The sequence below is a fragment of the Pseudomonas abieticivorans genome (genome assembly GCF_023509015.1).
Classification (GTDB): domain Bacteria; phylum Pseudomonadota; class Gammaproteobacteria; order Pseudomonadales; family Pseudomonadaceae; genus Aquipseudomonas; species Aquipseudomonas abieticivorans.
Genome location: NZ_CP094975.1, coordinates 211472 through 225600, shown reverse-complemented (window position 1 = coordinate 225600; position 14129 = coordinate 211472). Strand labels below are relative to the sequence as shown.

The following is a 14129-nucleotide window of genomic DNA, read 5'->3' as shown; positions in this document are numbered from 1 at the left end:
TCGGCCAGGCGATATTTATTGTAGAGGGCATCATGAGCGGCGAAAGCATGAATTGGGAAACCCTGGGGTTCGATTACATCAAGACGGACAAGCGTTTCCTGTCCACTTGGCGTGACGGCGCATGGCAGCCGGGCGAACTGACCGAAGACAACGTGCTGCACATCAGCGAAGGCTCCACCGCCCTGCACTACGGCCAGCAGTGCTTCGAAGGCCTGAAGGCCTACCGTTGCAAGGACGGTTCGATCAACCTGTTCCGCCCTGACCAGAACGCCGCCCGCATGCAGCGCAGCTGCTCGCGCCTGCTGATGCCGCACGTGCCGACCGAGATGTTCATCGAGGCCTGCAAAGAAGTGGTGCGTGCCAACGAGCGTTTCATCCCGCCGTACGGCACCGGTGGCGCGCTGTACCTGCGCCCATTCGTGATTGGCGTGGGCGACAACATCGGCGTGCGCACTGCGCCCGAGTTCATCTTCTCGGTGTTCTGCCTGCCGGTGGGTGCCTACTTCAAGGGTGGCCTCAAGCCGCACAACTTCAAGATCTCCAGCTACGACCGTGCGGCGCCCAACGGCACCGGCGCGGCCAAGGTCGGTGGCAACTACGCGGCCAGCCTGATGCCGGGCGCCGAGGCCAAGAAGCAGAACTTCGCCGATGCCATCTACCTGGACCCACAAACACACTCGAAAATCGAGGAAGTGGGTTCGGCGAACTTCTTTGCCATCACCGCCAACAACGAGTTCATCACGCCCCAATCGCCGTCCGTGCTGCCGGGCATCACCCGCTTGTCGCTGATCGAGCTGGCTGGCAGCCGCCTGGGCTTGAAGGTCATCGAAGGCGACGTGTTCGTCGACCGCCTGGGTGATTTCGTCGAAGCCGGTGCCTGCGGCACCGCGGCGGTGATCTCGCCGATCGGCGGCATCGAGTACAACGATCAGTTGCACGTGTTTCACAGCCTGGAAGACGTGGGCCCGGTCACCGTGCGCCTGTACAACGAATTGACCGGCATCCAGACCGGCGACGTTGAAGCGCCAGAAGGCTGGATCGTCAAGGTCTGACGCATGCCTTGGCTGGCCCGACCACGGGCCAGCCAACCCCCCCCTGAATATTTCTCAATGGCCCGCATAGGGCTTTTCAATTTAGAAAACCCGACGCTCCCTCCTAGGCTGTGATGGCGTTCACATCATAAGATCCATGAGGGATTCATCATGAAAATCAATACCTTGCCTGGCATCGCCTGGGGCGTTGCATCGCTGGGCCTGCTGTCTTTGCCTGCGGCTTTTGCCGACACCCTGACCCGTGACAACGGCGCTGCCGTGGGCGACAACCAGAACTCGCAGACCGCAGGCCCTGGCGGCCCGGTGATGCTGCAAGACGTACAATTGCTGCAAAAACTGCAGCGCTTTGACCGTGAACGCATCCCCGAGCGCGTGGTGCATGCCCGCGGTACGGGGGTAAAAGGCGAGTTCACCGCCTCAAGCGATATCTCCGATTTGAGCAAGGCCACGGTGTTCAAGCCGGGCGAGCACACCCCGGTGTTCGTGCGGTTCTCGGCAGTGGTGCACGGCAACCATTCCCCGGAAACCCTGCGTGACCCTCGCGGCTTCGCCACCAAGTTCTACACCGCCGACGGCAACTGGGACCTGGTGGGCAACAACTTCCCGACGTTCTTCATTCGCGACGCTATCAAGTTCCCCGACATGGTGCATGCGTTCAAGCCCGACCCGCGCACCAACCTGGATGACGATTCGCGCCGCTTCGACTTCTTCTCCCACGTGCCCGAAGCCACCCGCACCCTCACCGAGCTGTACTCCAACGAAGGCACCCCGGCCAGCTACCGGATGATGGATGGCAACGGCGTGCACGCCTACAAGCTGGTGAACGCCAAGGGTGAGGTGCACTACGTCAAGTTCCACTGGAAAAGCCTGCAAGGCATCAAGAACCTGGACCCGGTGCAAGTGGCCAAGGTGCAGTCCACTGACTACAGCCACCTGACCCACGACCTGGTGGGCGCGATCCAGAAGGGTGACTTCCCGAAATGGGACCTGTATATCCAGGTGCTCAAGCCGCAAGACCTGGCCACGTTCGAGTTCGACCCGCTGGACGCCACCAAGATCTGGCCCAACGTGCCCGAGCGCAAGATCGGCCAGATGGTGCTGAACAAGAACGTCGACAACTTCTTCCAGGAAACCGAGCAGGTGGCCATGGCCCCGGCCAACGTGGTGCCGGGCATCGAGCCCTCCGAAGACCGCCTGCTGCAAGGCCGGGTTTTTGCCTACGCCGACACCCAGCTTTACCGCATCGGTACCAACGGCCTGAGCCTGCCGGTCAACCGCCCGCGCGTGGCTGTGAACAACGGCAACCAGGACGGCGCCATGAATGCTGGCAACAGCACCAGCGGCGTCAACTACGAGCCAAGCCGCCTGCAACCGCGCCCGGCCGATGATGCGGCCCGCTATAGCCAGATGCCCGTGAGCGGCAGCACCCAGCAGGCGAAGATCCAGCGCGAGCAGAACTTCAAGCAGGCCGGTGATTTGTACCGTTCCTATACGCCCAAGGAGCAGCAGGACCTGATCAACAGCTTCGGTGAATCGCTGGCCACCACCGATGCCCAAAGCAAGAACATCATGCTGTCCTACCTGTACAAGGCAGACCCTGCCTACGGCACCGGCGTGACCGCCGTGGCCAAGGGCGACCTGGCCAAGGTCAAGCAACTGGCGGCCAACCTGAAAGACTGACCCATCCCCGGCACCGGGCGCAGGCCAGGTGCCGGGCTTTAGCGGGAGACTGCCATGCGCACTTTATGGATTGGCTTGCTGCTGGGTGTGTTGGCGCCCACGGCGATGGCCGCCAGCGACACCCAGGCGCAACTGCGCGAGTTGTTTTTCGAGGCTGCCCGCGAGGGCAGCACCGAGCAACTGGGGGTTTTTATCGACGCCCACTACAACCTCGATAGCCGTGATGACAAAGGCTATACCGCGCTCATTCTTGCCGCTTACCACGGCCAACAGCCGGCGGTGGACCAACTGCTGGCAGCCGGCGCCAACCCCTGCGCCCAAGACAATCGTGGTAACACCGCGCTGATGGGCGCCATTTTCAAGGGTGAGCTGCGCATTGCCCAGCGCTTGCTCAAGGCCGATTGCTCGCCCGACACGCGCAATACCTCCGGGCAAACCGCGGCGATGTATGCGGCGTTATTCCAGCGCCAGGAGATACTGCAGGCGCTGGCCGCCAAAGGCGCGGACTTGAATGCGCGGGACGCCATGGGTAATGACGTGGCGTCGTTGAAAAAGGGCGAGTTTGCCCACAAACTCCAACCGTAGCGGCGGATTGATCCGCGAAAGCCACACCGCAGAGCATCAGGTACACCGCGCCGCTTTCTTCGCGGATAAATCCGCTCCTACCGGCATACCCATTACCCTGTAGGAGCGGATTGATCCGCGAAAGCCACACCGCAGAGCATCAGGTACACCGCGCCGCTTTCTTCGCGGATAAATCCGCTCCTACCGGCACACCCATTACCCTGTAGCGGATTGATCCGCGAAAGCCACGCCGCAGAGCATCAGGTACACCGCGCCGCTTTCTTCGCGGATAAATCCGCTCCTACCGGCGTACCCATTACCCTGTAGGAGCGGATTGATCCGCGAAAGCCACGCCGCAGAGCATCAGGTACACCGCGCCGCTTTCTTCGCGGATAAATCCGCTCCTACCGGCACACCCATTACCGTGTAGGAGCGGATTAATCCGCGAAAGCCACACCGCAGAGCATCAGGTACACCGCGCCACTTTCTTCGCGGATAAATCCGCTCCTACCGGCATACCCATTACCCTGTAGGAGCGGATTGATCCGCGAAAGCCACGCCGCAGAGCATCAGGTACACCGCGCTGCTTTCTTCGCGGATAAATCCGCTCCTACAGAAACACCCGATCCCCTGCAGGAGCACCCGCATAGAATCAGGCATGCCACGGTGTGTGGTTACTGGAAGACTACCTGCTCCGGGACCCGCGTCATCAACACTTTCCCACCCCGTATAGACACCCGCGCCTTGGCCTGGCGGCGCACCGCCTCGTAGTCGCTTTCGGCGTCCAGGATCACCAGGTTGGCCGGGCGCCCGGTCACGATGCCGTAACGCTCGCCCAAGTGCATCGTGCGGGCGCTATTGTCGGTGACCAGGTCCAGGCTGCGGGCCAGGTCTTCAAAGCCCATCATGTGGCAAATGTGCAGGCCGGCATCCAGCACGCGCAGGATGTTGCCGTTGCCCAGCGGGTACCACGGGTCTTTGATCGAGTCCTGGCCAAAGCACACGTTCATGCCCGCGCGGTCGATCTCGGCCACCCGGGTCACGCCGCGACGTTTGGGGAAGGTGTCGAAGCGCCCTTGCAGGTGGATGCTCTCGGTGGGGCAAGAAACGAAGTTGATGCCCGACTGCTTGAGCAGGCGGAACAGCTTGGAGCAATAGGCGTTGTCGTAAGAGCCCATGGCCGTGGTGTGGCTGGCCGTGACTCGCGCGCCCATGCCGCGCACGCGGGCCTCTTCGGCCAGCACTTCGAGAAAGCGCGAGTGCGGGTCGTCGGTCTCGTCGCAGTGCACGTCCACCAGGCAGCCGGTGCGCTCGGCCAAATCCATCAAGAATTTGATCGAGCTGACACCTTGCTCGCGGGTGTTCTCGAAGTGCGGAATGCCGCCCACCACGTCGGCGCCCATCTCGATGGCGCGCTCCATCAGCGCGCGGCCATTGGCATAGGACTCGATGCCTTCTTGAGGGAAGGCGACGATCTGCAGGTCGATCAGGTGCCGGGCTTCTTCACGCACCTCGATCATGGCGGCCAGGGCTGCCAAGGTCGGGTCGGTGACATCGACGTGGGTGCGCACGTGCTGGATGCCGTGTTCGGCCAGCATGCGGATGGTGGTGTGGGCGCGCTGCTTGGTGTCGTCATGGGTGATGGTCGCCTTGCGCTGGCCCCAGCGCTCGATGCCCTCGAACAGCGTGCCGCTCATGTTCCACTCAGGCTCGCCGGCGGTCAGGGTGGCGTCCAGGTGAATGTGCGGCTCCACCAGCGGGGCGATCAGCAGTTGGCCGGCGGCATCGATATCGCCGGCGGTGGCGGCCAAAAGCGCCGCCTGCGCAGTGATGGCGCCAATGCGTTCACCCTCGCAGGTCACGGTGAACAGGCCGGTTTGTTTACGCAGCGTGGCGTTGATGATCTTCATGTGTGCTCCTGAAGCTGTGCATCGGTCATGCGCCACACCAGCAGCGCCACCGAGGCATTCATGCGAAAGAGAGGGTCGTCCAGCGAATGGCCGCTTTGTTGCTCGATGCGTTGCAAGCGCTGGTTGAGGGTGTTGCGGTGGATGTTCAGGCGCTGCGCGGCCTTGAGGGCGTTGCCGTTTTCCATCAGCAGCGCGTCCAGGGTGTGCAGCAAGGTGTTGGGGTGTTTGCGGCCGGCCTCCAGCAGGCTGCCCAGTGTTTGCCGGATGAAGTCGTCGATCACCTGTTTGTCGGGGATCGCCTGCAGCAGGCGCAGCACGCCCAGTTCGCTGTAGTCGCACAGCCCGCTGGCCGGCAGCAGGCTTTCGGCCACGTCCAGCGCCTGGCGTGCCTCGCCCAACGCCTGGCGGTATTGGCCGCAGTCTTGCACCAGGCTCGACACGCCGATGAACACCGTCAGCGGTGCGCTCAGGTGTTGCAGGGCAGGGTATTGGCGGGCCAGACCTAACCGTGGGTCTTCATCGGCGGCCAGCAGCAACACGAACAGGTCGCCCTGCACGGTCACTGGCAGCGGTGTTGCCAGGGCGCGGCTCCAGGCCTGCAGGTGGTCTTGCAGGGCCTGGCGAATGTGCTGCAACTGGCGTTCGGCGTCTTCGGTGGGCTGGTGGGTGAACAGCGCGTCCAGCCCGCCCAGGCGCAGTACCGCCAGGCGCCTGGGGCCTTGCAGGTCTAGTTGCTGGGCCGCGGCGCGTTGGCCAATGATCGCAAGGCTTGGGTAGTCGCCGTTGAGCAGTTGGCCGAGGATGTCGTCGCGCGAGCGCTGCCCCTGGGCCATCTGCACCAGCGCCGTGCCGATCAGGTGGGTAACAATCACCATCTTCAGCAGGTAGGGCTGCTCGATCAGCGGCAGCCCGCACTGCTCGGCCAGGGCCACCACGGATGCAGGGATGCGCTGGATGAACGCATCACCGGTCAAGATCACCAGCCCGGCAATGCCGCAGGCGTGGCCTTCGCGCACCAGGCGCAGCAAATTGGCCTCGCTGCGCGCCAGGTTGATGCCGGTGACGAACACCAGCTCGCCGCCCATCACCCAGTCGGCAATGCCGTCGTTCTCGGCCACGTAGGGCCAGCGCACACTGCGCTGGCGCTGTGCTTTGCCTGCGCGCAGGGCCATCTCTTCAAGGCCCGGCAGTTGCAGGATTTCTTCGACGGTCAGGCTCAACGGTCCCCCTGCATGGCCTTGGCGCTGCTGAACTTGCGGCTGAACTCAAGCAACACAATGTAGCTCAGGGCTGAGGCGGCGATGCCCACCAACGGCGCGATCCACGGCGAGCTGTAGGCCAGCACCGCACCGATGGCATAAGCCGCCAGGCCCGGCACGTTGAAGCGCGGCAGGTTGGCCTGGGCCAACGTTGGGTAACGGCCCTGATGGCGGTACCAGAAATCGGCCATGATCACCCCGCCAATGGGCGGAATGATCGCGCCCAATAGCAACAGAAACGGAATCAACCACTCGTACATGCCACCGATGGCCAACACCACGCCGATGGCCGCAGCCACCAGGGTCATGGTGCGCCGCCGCTCACTGCGCACCAGGTGGCAGGCGGCGGCCGAGACGTTGTAAATGGTCGGGCCCTGGATGGTCCACAGGTTCAGGCACAGCATGATCACTGCGGCAAACGACAGGCCCTGCAGCATCATCACTTCGACGATGTCGGCCTGCTGGTAAACGATGGCGCACCAGGCCCCGGCCACGATCATCAGGCCGTTGCCCAGCAGAAAGCTCAGGATGCTGGCCGTGACCGCCACCCGCCCGCTGCGCGCCAGGCGCGTCCAGTTGGTGGCTTGGGTAGCGCCGCTGGCGAAGGTGCCAAACACCATGGTAATGGCCGCCGAAAAGCTCAGGGTCTCGTGTGGGATGACCGCGCTCAGGCCCTGCCAACCACCAATGGTACGGGTGGCAATGACCATCGACACCACCAGCAAAATGAACATCAGCGGCACCGAAATGCGCGACAACACCTCCAGCCCCTTGAAGCCGACCAGCGCCGTGAGGCAAAAGCCAAAGCCGAACAGCACCATCAAGGGCGTGGTGAACCCTTCGGCCAACCCGAGCATCTTCACCAACACAATCGCCACCGTGGCCGTGCCCCAGGCATACCAGCCAAGTTCGGCAAACCCCAGGATAAAGTCTGACAGCCGGCTGCCCACTTCACCAAAACACAAGCGGCCCATCAGCACCGTGTTCAAACCGCTGCGCGCGGCAATCAGGCCCAGGCTCGCGGCGTACAGGGCCAGCAGGCTGTTGCCGATGAAGGCAACCCAGAGCATGTCGGTCACGTTGAACGCCATGCCGATCTTGCCACCGGCAAACATGGTGCCGGTAAAAAAGGTAAAGCTGAACAGCACCATGGCAATCGGCAACAAGCCCTTGCGCCCCTCGGGTGGGGCCTCGCTCAAGGCAAACTCGCTGGCAGCACTCATTTTTTTTCTCCGCAGGATGAGGTTGGGGGCAGGCCTGGGGTAGAGCAAACGGCGGGCCAGGTGCGGTTTTGCCGTGGTGAGCGGGGTGGATTGATCAGAGGTGCCAATGGGCTGTGTGCAGGTTGAACATTTTTATGGGTTTTTTGAATTCAGGTGTGTTCAGTGTGCATCGAAATGGGGAGGGTGTGCACGGTTTTGGAAAGGGGCGTATAGGCAGATTGTATTACCACTCGGTCGGCGCCCTCTCCCTGAGGGAGAGGGCTGGGGGGAGGGGGATAGCTATTTGACGCCGTTCTCCCAAGCCGCCCAATTGCTCACGATATCCTGCACCAACGGGTTCCCCGCCCGGTACAGGTTCTCCAGTGCCGGCACGAACCCCCCCTGATCGGCGTACTTGAGCAAGTTATCCACCTCGCTGTAGCCAGGGTAAGGCCGATCGAAATCAGACCCCGCGCGCACCACCGCCAAGCGCTGGATGTCGACGCGGCCCAAGCGGCTGGCGCGCAGCAGGGCTTCATAGGTGGAGTTGTCTTCTTGCTGGGTGGTGCAGTAGGTGCCTTTGTTGTCGGTCAGCAGTTTGGTCCACACCTCGGCCCGTTCGCTCAGGCGAGTGCCGGAGAACCAGGTGTTGCCGGCCAGGGTGTCGCATTCGGTGACCACTGGTGGCTGGTTGGCCGGGGCGTAGGGGTAGTGCTGGCGCCAGGCGGCGGATTCTTTGCTCTCATCGAGCTTGACCGCGCGCGACAGGGCGAAGGCCTTGGCTTGCAGTGTGGGGTTGAGCTCGAAGACTTCGGTCTTGTAGTCCAGCGGTGGTTTCTCGTCGGGGCCTTTGGTGTTGATGCCCAGGTAGCCGGTGGGCCAGTTTTTGGGCACATCGCGCGAGTCCAGTTCCCATTGGGTGCCGAACTCCACCAGGTAGTGGGCCCAGGCGGCGGTGCCGAGGGTGCCGTGCTTGGGGCTGATGCCGGCGATGCCCGCCACCACGAAATAGGTTTTGCGCAGGTCCAGTTGCGGCGCCAAGGCCAGGGCCAGGGTCGAGGCCGTGGCGTTGGTCTGGCCCATGCCGGTGGTCATCAGGCACACCTGCTGGGCGTTGCACAGCACGTTCGGGTACTCGGCCGAGAGCCCCGGCACGGCGACTTTTTCGGTCAGCTTCAGGCGCTCGATCCAGTTCTGCGCTTCGGGGCCGAACATGGTGATCAGCATCACTTTGGGCGTGACCGGTGCAGCGGCGCTGGCCAGTTGCGTGGCGGCGGCCAGGGTGAGGCCTAGGGCCAGGGCGAGGCGGTTTCGCGTAAACATTCAATTCCCTTTTGATAATGGTTTTAGATAAATCAGCAGGTCGACAGACCATGGTAGTTGCGATCGAAATACACCAGGGCCGATGCCTGGTCATCACGCTTGAGCGCCAGCACTTCGCAAAACAGCACGTCGTGGGTGCCGACGTCGACGGTGCGGCTGATGCGGCATTCAAAGCCTGCGGCGGCGCCTTCAAGCAGCGGTGCGCCGTTATCCCCGGTGCGCCAGGCGCCAGCGGCAAAGCGTTCGGCCATCGGCGTTTTGCCGCCGAACAGGTTGGACAGCTCGCGCTGATCGCCCGCCAGGGTGTTGACGCACAGCACCGCGTTGGCGGTCAGCACCGGGTGTACCGAGGCCGAGCGGTTCAGGCACACCAGCAGGGTGGGCGGGTCATCCGTCACGCTGCACACGGCAGTGGCGGTAAAGCCCACGCGGCCGTGGGGGCCGTCGCTGGTGATGATGTTCACGGCGGCAGCGAGCCCGGCCATGGCATTGCGAAAATCCTGGCGCGGGACGTGCGGTGCTGGGGCGACAAGGGCAAGTGACATGTGGTGGGCTCCCATCAGGCTGACGCGGCGAGGTAATCGAGCAGCACGCGGTTGAAGGTGGCCGTGTCGCTGACACTGGAGGCATGGCCGCCGTATTCCAGCAACACCAGTTGCCCATGGGGCAATTGCTCGGCCAAGTGCTGCGAGCACTGCCAGGGCACCAGCATGTCGTCGCGGTTGGCGATCAACAGGGTGGGTGCCTGGATTTCGCCCAGGCGCGCCTCCACGTCGAACGCCTGCAAGGCCGCGATGCGGCGCAACAGGTTGGCGGGCTCGGGAAAGTGCGCCAACGCATGGGCGTCATCCTCGGCCAGTTGCGCGCTGTGCTCGGCGATCCAGTCGGCGGGGTACAGAAACAACGCCTGGGCCTGCACATAGGCGGCGGGGCCGCTGTGGTTCAACAGGTTTTTGCGCACCGCAAAGCAACGGGCACTGTGCGGGTTGGGGCTGCTCCAGGCGTTTACCAGCACCTGGCTGCGCAGCAGGGCCGGGCGTTGCAACGCCAGCTCCAGGCCCACCAGGCCGCCCAGGGCATGGCCAACGAAGTGGCACTGGGTGATTTCAAGCGAGTCGAGCAGGCCCAGCAGCTCGGCGGCCATGTCCGCGATGCTGTAGTCGTCGGCCAGGGTCGCCGGGCTGCGGCCGCTGCCGGCGTGGTCGTACACCAGTACCCGAAATTGCTCGTTCAGCAGGGCCAGTTGCGGTGCCCAAAAGCGTGCCGAACCGCCCAGGCCTGAGCTCAGGACCACGGTGGGGGCATCGGGCTCGCGGCGCCCCAAAAGTTCGTAGTACATGCTGGCCTCCAGGGCTTAGCCGATGTGGGCGATGCTGGCAATTTCGATCAGCGCGTCGGGTTTCACCAGGCCGCACTGGATGCAGTAGCGCGCGGGTTTCTCGCCGGCGAAGTACTCGGCGTACACCGCGTTGATCAACGGGTAGTCGGCCCAGTCGCGCAGCATGATCATGTTGAAGGTCACGTCGTCCATGGTGCCGCCGGCGGTTTCGATCACGCTTTTGATCGTCTCCAGCACGTGGCGCGTCTGGGCAGTGGCATCGCCCACGTGCACCACGTTGTTGTCTTTGTCGAAGGGCAGGGTGCCCGACACGTACAACACGCCGTCGGCCATGGAGCCGGGGACGAAGGGGGCGATGGGCACGCCGGTGCCGGCGGGGATAATGGCTTTTTTGCTCATGGGCGGGCGTCCTGTTCAGCGAACGTGGTGCAGAAGTCTTCGACGGTGGAAACCCAGCCGAAGAAGGTTTCGATATTGAACAGCGCCGCCTGTTGGGCGAACGCCGGGCCGGCCTGGTGGGTGGCGTCGGCCAGCACCACGCCGAAGTATTCGAGGAAGAAACCGTCGCGCAGGGTGGACTCCACGCACACGTTGGTGGCGATGCCGGTGAACACCAGGTTGCGGATGCCACGGCTGCGCATCAGGCTGTCGAAATTGGTGTTGAAGAAGCCGCTGTAGCGGGTCTTGGGTACCACGATGTCGCCCGGTTGGGGCTTGAGTTCGTCGACCAGTTCGTAGTCCCAGCCGCCCTTGGCCAGCAGCGTGCCTTGCAGTTCCGGGCGCTGGCGCATGGTTTTCAGCGCGTTGGACTTGTGCCAGTTGGGTGAGCCAGGGCCGCCGGCCTCGACGTAGTCGCTGTCCCAGCCGTTCTGGAAAAACACCACCGGCATGCCCGCGGCGCGTGCCGTGGCCAAGGCCTTCTGGATATTGGCGATGACTGGCCCCGTGCTGCTCACGTCGAAACCGGCCAGGTCCAGGTAGCCGCCAATGCTGGCGTAGGCGTTTTGCATGTCGACCACCACCAAGGCGGTTTCGCAGGCTTTCAGGCTCAGGGCTTCGGGGCGCGCGGGCAGGGTGCGCGCCGCTTGGGTGGCCGGTGGCAGGCCGTAGCCGGACAGGTGTGCGGGGGCATTCATCAGGCGGTTTCCTTGAGCAGGTTGATGTGTTGGCGGCTGGTCATCAGCGGCTGGATCTTCTGGCCGAAGTCTTCCACGCCCTTGACGAAGTCATCGAAGGTCAGCATCACGCCCTGGGTGCCGGGCACGCTGGCCACTTCATCGAGCAGGCGCGCCACCGTGGCCCAGGAGCCGACCAGGGTGCCCATGTTGATGTTCACCGCCGAGGTGGGGTCGGCCATTTGCCGCATGTTGGAACCTGGGCTCTTGTCGGCCGCGCCCTTTTCGCTGAGCCAGGCGATGGCCTCTTCGTCGGCGCCGGCCTTGTAGTGTTCCCAGCGGGCACGGGCGGCTTCGTCGGTGTCGTCGGCAATGATCATGAACAGCACGCAACTGGTCACGTCACGGCCGGTGGCCGCGTTGGCTTCGATCAGCTTGGCGGCGGTGGGGGCGAAGGCGGTGGGGGTGTTGACGCCCTTGCCGAAGCAGAAGTTGTAGTCGGCGTACTTGGACGAAAACGCCATGCCCGCTTCGCTCTGCCCGGCGCAGATCACCTTCATCGCAGCCTTGGGCTTGGGGCTCACGCGGCAGTCGTTCATGGTGAAGTAGTCACCCTTGAAGTCACTGCTGCCGGTGGCCCACAGGTCACGCAGTACCTGGGCGTACTCGGCCAGGTACTCGTAGCGGGTGCTGAAGAATTCATCGCCTGGCCACAGGCCCATTTGCTCGTACTCAGGCTTCTGCCAGCCGGTCACCAGGTTCACGCCAAAGCGGCCGTTGGAGATGGAGTCGATGGTGCTGGCCATGCGCGCGACGATGGCTGGCGGCAAGGTCAGGGTGGCGGCCGTGGCGAACAGCTGGATGCGGCTGGTGACGGCGGCAAGGCCGGCCATCAGGGTGAAGGATTCGAGGTTGTGCTCCCAGAATTCGGTCTCGCCGCCAAAGCCGCGCAGCTTGATCATCGACAGGGCAAAGTCGAAGCCGTAGTGCTCGGCGCTTTGCACGATGGTCTTGTTCAGCTCGAAACTGGGCAGGTACTGCGGAGCGTTCTTGGAGATGAGCCAGCCGTTGTTGCCGATAGGGATGAAGATGCCAATGTCCATGGTCAAACCTCTATGCGCTGATGACTGAGTGCCCGGTGCGGCGGAGCACGCTACGCCAGGCTGATTGCAGAAAGCAGGCCAGGTTTTGAAAGCTTTTTTGAAACAATGACTTGGAATTGCACCGCGCCTTAAGGCGGACCAAATGGTCTGATAAAGAGCACCTGGATTGTGCGCGGTGCACGGCAACGGCGCATTTTGTACGGTAGAGTGGCGCCACTTTCAGTTGAAGACGGGTAGGTACCTGTGAAGCAAACCCCTCCTGCCGCCAAGGCCACCCGTGCGCCTAGCGCCGCGACCGTGAAGCGTCGCAAGCGCCTGGTGGAAGGCAAGCGTTCGGTGATTCTGGACGCCGCCCTGCAGCTGTTTTCCCGTTATGGCGTGCACGGCACCAGCCTGGACCAGGTGGCCAACCTGGCCGACGTGTCCAAGACCAACCTGCTGTATTACTTCAGCAGCAAGGACGAGCTGTACCTGAGCGTGCTGCGCAACCTTTTAGAGGTGTGGCTGCAGCCGTTGCGTGGCTTCAGCGCCGAGCAAGACCCGTTGGCGGCCATCAGTGAATACCTGCGCATCAAGCTGGAGTTGTCCCGCGACCACCCGGCCGAGTCGCGGCTGTTTTGCCTGGAAATCGTGCAGGGCGCGCCCTTGTTGATGAGCGAATTGACCGAACCCCTGCGCGAGTTGGTAGACGCCAAGGTGGCGGTGATCCAGGGCTGGATCGATGCCGGCAAGTTGGCACCGATCAAGCCGCACCACCTGATTTTTTCGCTGTGGGCGACCACCCAGCACTACACCGATTTTCGTAGCCAGATTGATGCGGTCACGGGCAAGACCCTGGACGACCCGGTGTTTTTTGCCGAGGTGCTGGAGAGCCTGCGCGCGCTAATCCTGGATGGCATCAGGCCGCGCGCATAACGCGGCCACTCCAGGCACGCCCCCAAACCGCGCACGCGCGCACAAACCAGGCGCTCTAAAGCGGATCAAATGGTCTGCAAACGTTTGCTCCCTCTCACAACCAATTGAAATATCAGCGCATTAAAATCCTGGCACACATTCTGCTATCGGCAGTTGCGCCTCAATTCCCGGGCTGCTGAACACCGTAAGGGCGATACCCAAAGCACCACCCACTGGCTGGCGCAATGACACCGGCGTGGGTTTTCCCTTTTGACAGGACACCCTGCATGACCCAAGAACAACAATTGATGGACCAGGCCAAGCTGGCCGCCCAGCGCACCTATTCACCGTACTCGCACTTCCCGGTGGGCGCCGCCTTGCTGACCGCCAGCGGCGAGATCATCAGCGGTTGCAACGTGGAAAACATCTCTTACGGGCTGACCAACTGCGCCGAGCGCAGTGCGCTGTTTGCCGCCATCAGCCAGGGCCATGCCCCCGGTAGTTTCAAAGCCATGGCCATCTACGCACCCAAGGTGGCCCTGATCAGCCCCTGCGGCGCCTGCCGGCAAGTGCTGCTGGAACTGATGGCCCGCGACGCGGTGGTCACCTGCCAGGGCAGTGACCCTGCAGCCAGCCGCAGCTGGACCCTTGAACAACTGTTGCCCGGCGCCTTCGACTCGTTCTGACA

The 14129-nt window shown here is 63.1% G+C and carries 14 protein-coding genes; 5 read left to right on the top strand and 9 right to left on the bottom strand.

All coding sequences use genetic code 11. The features are described from left to right. Positions 1–32 precede the first annotated feature (32 nt). The 3 genes from L9B60_RS00990 to L9B60_RS00980 all read left to right on the top strand — a co-directional run bounded on the left by L9B60_RS00990 (position 33) and on the right by L9B60_RS00980 (position 3317). Positions 33–1052 carry a branched-chain amino acid aminotransferase gene (locus L9B60_RS00990; RefSeq protein WP_249675215.1) on the top strand — a complete coding sequence of 340 codons (1020 nt, stop codon included), beginning with the start codon at positions 33–35 and terminating at the stop codon, positions 1050–1052. A 150-nt stretch (positions 1053–1202) separates the two neighbouring features. Continuing rightward, on the top strand, positions 1203–2732 hold the full coding sequence (gene katB, locus L9B60_RS00985) for a catalase KatB (RefSeq protein ID WP_249675214.1): 1530 nt from the start codon (positions 1203–1205) through the stop codon (positions 2730–2732). A gap of 54 nt (positions 2733–2786) precedes the next feature. After that, entirely contained in the window at positions 2787–3317 is a 531-nt protein-coding gene (locus tag L9B60_RS00980) for an ankyrin repeat domain-containing protein (RefSeq protein ID WP_249675212.1), read from the top strand. A 653-nt stretch (positions 3318–3970) separates the two neighbouring features. Here the strand turns inward: L9B60_RS00980 and codA are convergent. The 9 genes from codA to rutA all read right to left on the bottom strand — a co-directional run bounded on the left by codA (position 3971) and on the right by rutA (position 12547). Beyond that, the gene (gene codA, locus L9B60_RS00975; protein WP_249675210.1) at positions 3971–5206 is read right to left on the bottom strand and encodes a cytosine deaminase; all 1236 of its coding nucleotides are present in this window, start codon (positions 5204–5206) and stop codon (positions 3971–3973) included. Next, entirely contained in the window at positions 5203–6426 is a 1224-nt protein-coding gene (locus tag L9B60_RS00970) for a PucR family transcriptional regulator (protein WP_249675208.1), read from the bottom strand. The genes codA and L9B60_RS00970 overlap by 4 nt, the downstream gene beginning before the upstream one ends. Further along, positions 6423–7688, bottom strand: coding sequence for a cytosine permease (gene codB / locus L9B60_RS00965; RefSeq protein WP_249675205.1), 1266 nt, complete (start codon positions 7686–7688; stop codon positions 6423–6425). The genes L9B60_RS00970 and codB overlap by 4 nt, the downstream gene beginning before the upstream one ends. A 279-nt stretch (positions 7689–7967) precedes the next feature. Beyond that, positions 7968–8990, bottom strand: coding sequence for a purine-nucleoside phosphorylase (locus L9B60_RS00960; protein WP_249675203.1), 1023 nt, complete (start codon positions 8988–8990; stop codon positions 7968–7970). A gap of 32 nt (positions 8991–9022) precedes the next feature. Then, positions 9023–9535, bottom strand: coding sequence for an NADH-dependent FMN reductase RutF (gene rutF / locus L9B60_RS00955; RefSeq protein WP_249675201.1), 513 nt, complete (start codon positions 9533–9535; stop codon positions 9023–9025). 14 nt (positions 9536–9549) lie between these two features. Beyond that, positions 9550–10329, bottom strand: a complete 780-nt coding sequence (gene rutD / locus L9B60_RS00950; RefSeq protein WP_249675199.1) for a pyrimidine utilization protein D — start codon at positions 10327–10329, stop codon at positions 9550–9552. 15 nt (positions 10330–10344) lie between these two features. Continuing rightward, a complete protein-coding gene (gene rutC / locus L9B60_RS00945; RefSeq protein WP_249675197.1) occupies positions 10345–10728 on the bottom strand; it encodes a pyrimidine utilization protein C in 384 nt (127 codons plus the stop codon). Beyond that, a complete protein-coding gene (gene rutB / locus L9B60_RS00940) occupies positions 10725–11465 on the bottom strand; it encodes a pyrimidine utilization protein B (protein ID WP_249675195.1) in 741 nt (246 codons plus the stop codon). Before rutB ends, rutC begins: the two co-directional genes overlap by 4 nt. After that, positions 11465–12547 carry a pyrimidine utilization protein A gene (gene rutA / locus L9B60_RS00935; protein ID WP_249675193.1) on the bottom strand — a complete coding sequence of 361 codons (1083 nt, stop codon included), beginning with the start codon at positions 12545–12547 and terminating at the stop codon, positions 11465–11467. Before rutA ends, rutB begins: the two co-directional genes overlap by 1 nt. Positions 12548–12790: 243 nt before the next feature. On the opposite strand from rutA, the gene rutR reads away from it, so the two are divergent. Both rutR and L9B60_RS00925 read left to right on the top strand, forming a co-directional pair. Continuing rightward, the gene (rutR, locus tag L9B60_RS00930; RefSeq protein WP_249675191.1) at positions 12791–13462 is read left to right on the top strand and encodes an HTH-type transcriptional regulator RutR; all 672 of its coding nucleotides are present in this window, start codon (positions 12791–12793) and stop codon (positions 13460–13462) included. 266 nt (positions 13463–13728) lie between these two features. Then, positions 13729–14127: a cytidine deaminase gene (locus L9B60_RS00925; RefSeq protein WP_249675188.1), complete on the top strand. Its 399-nt coding sequence runs from the start codon at positions 13729–13731 to the stop codon at positions 14125–14127. Positions 14128–14129: the final 2 nt, after the last annotated feature.

Excerpts from the sequence above, each read along its gene's own strand:
- L9B60_RS00990 (WP_249675215.1), top strand. The coding sequence starts at position 33 with ATGAGCGGCGAAAGCATGAATTGGGAAACCCTGGGGTTCGATTACATC.
- katB (WP_249675214.1), top strand. The coding sequence starts at position 1,203 with ATGAAAATCAATACCTTGCCTGGCATCGCCTGGGGCGTTGCATCGCTG.
- L9B60_RS00980 (WP_249675212.1), top strand. The coding sequence starts at position 2,787 with ATGCGCACTTTATGGATTGGCTTGCTGCTGGGTGTGTTGGCGCCCACG.
- codA (WP_249675210.1), bottom strand. The coding sequence starts at position 5,206 with ATGAAGATCATCAACGCCACGCTGCGTAAACAAACCGGCCTGTTCACC.
- codB (WP_249675205.1), bottom strand. The coding sequence starts at position 7,688 with ATGAGTGCTGCCAGCGAGTTTGCCTTGAGCGAGGCCCCACCCGAGGGG.
- L9B60_RS00960 (WP_249675203.1), bottom strand. The coding sequence starts at position 8,990 with ATGTTTACGCGAAACCGCCTCGCCCTGGCCCTAGGCCTCACCCTGGCC.
- rutF (WP_249675201.1), bottom strand. The coding sequence starts at position 9,535 with ATGTCACTTGCCCTTGTCGCCCCAGCACCGCACGTCCCGCGCCAGGAT.
- rutD (WP_249675199.1), bottom strand. The coding sequence starts at position 10,329 with ATGTACTACGAACTTTTGGGGCGCCGCGAGCCCGATGCCCCCACCGTG.
- rutC (WP_249675197.1), bottom strand. The coding sequence starts at position 10,728 with ATGAGCAAAAAAGCCATTATCCCCGCCGGCACCGGCGTGCCCATCGCC.
- rutB (WP_249675195.1), bottom strand. The coding sequence starts at position 11,465 with ATGAATGCCCCCGCACACCTGTCCGGCTACGGCCTGCCACCGGCCACC.
- rutA (WP_249675193.1), bottom strand. The coding sequence starts at position 12,547 with ATGGACATTGGCATCTTCATCCCTATCGGCAACAACGGCTGGCTCATC.
- L9B60_RS00925 (WP_249675188.1), top strand. The coding sequence starts at position 13,729 with ATGACCCAAGAACAACAATTGATGGACCAGGCCAAGCTGGCCGCCCAG.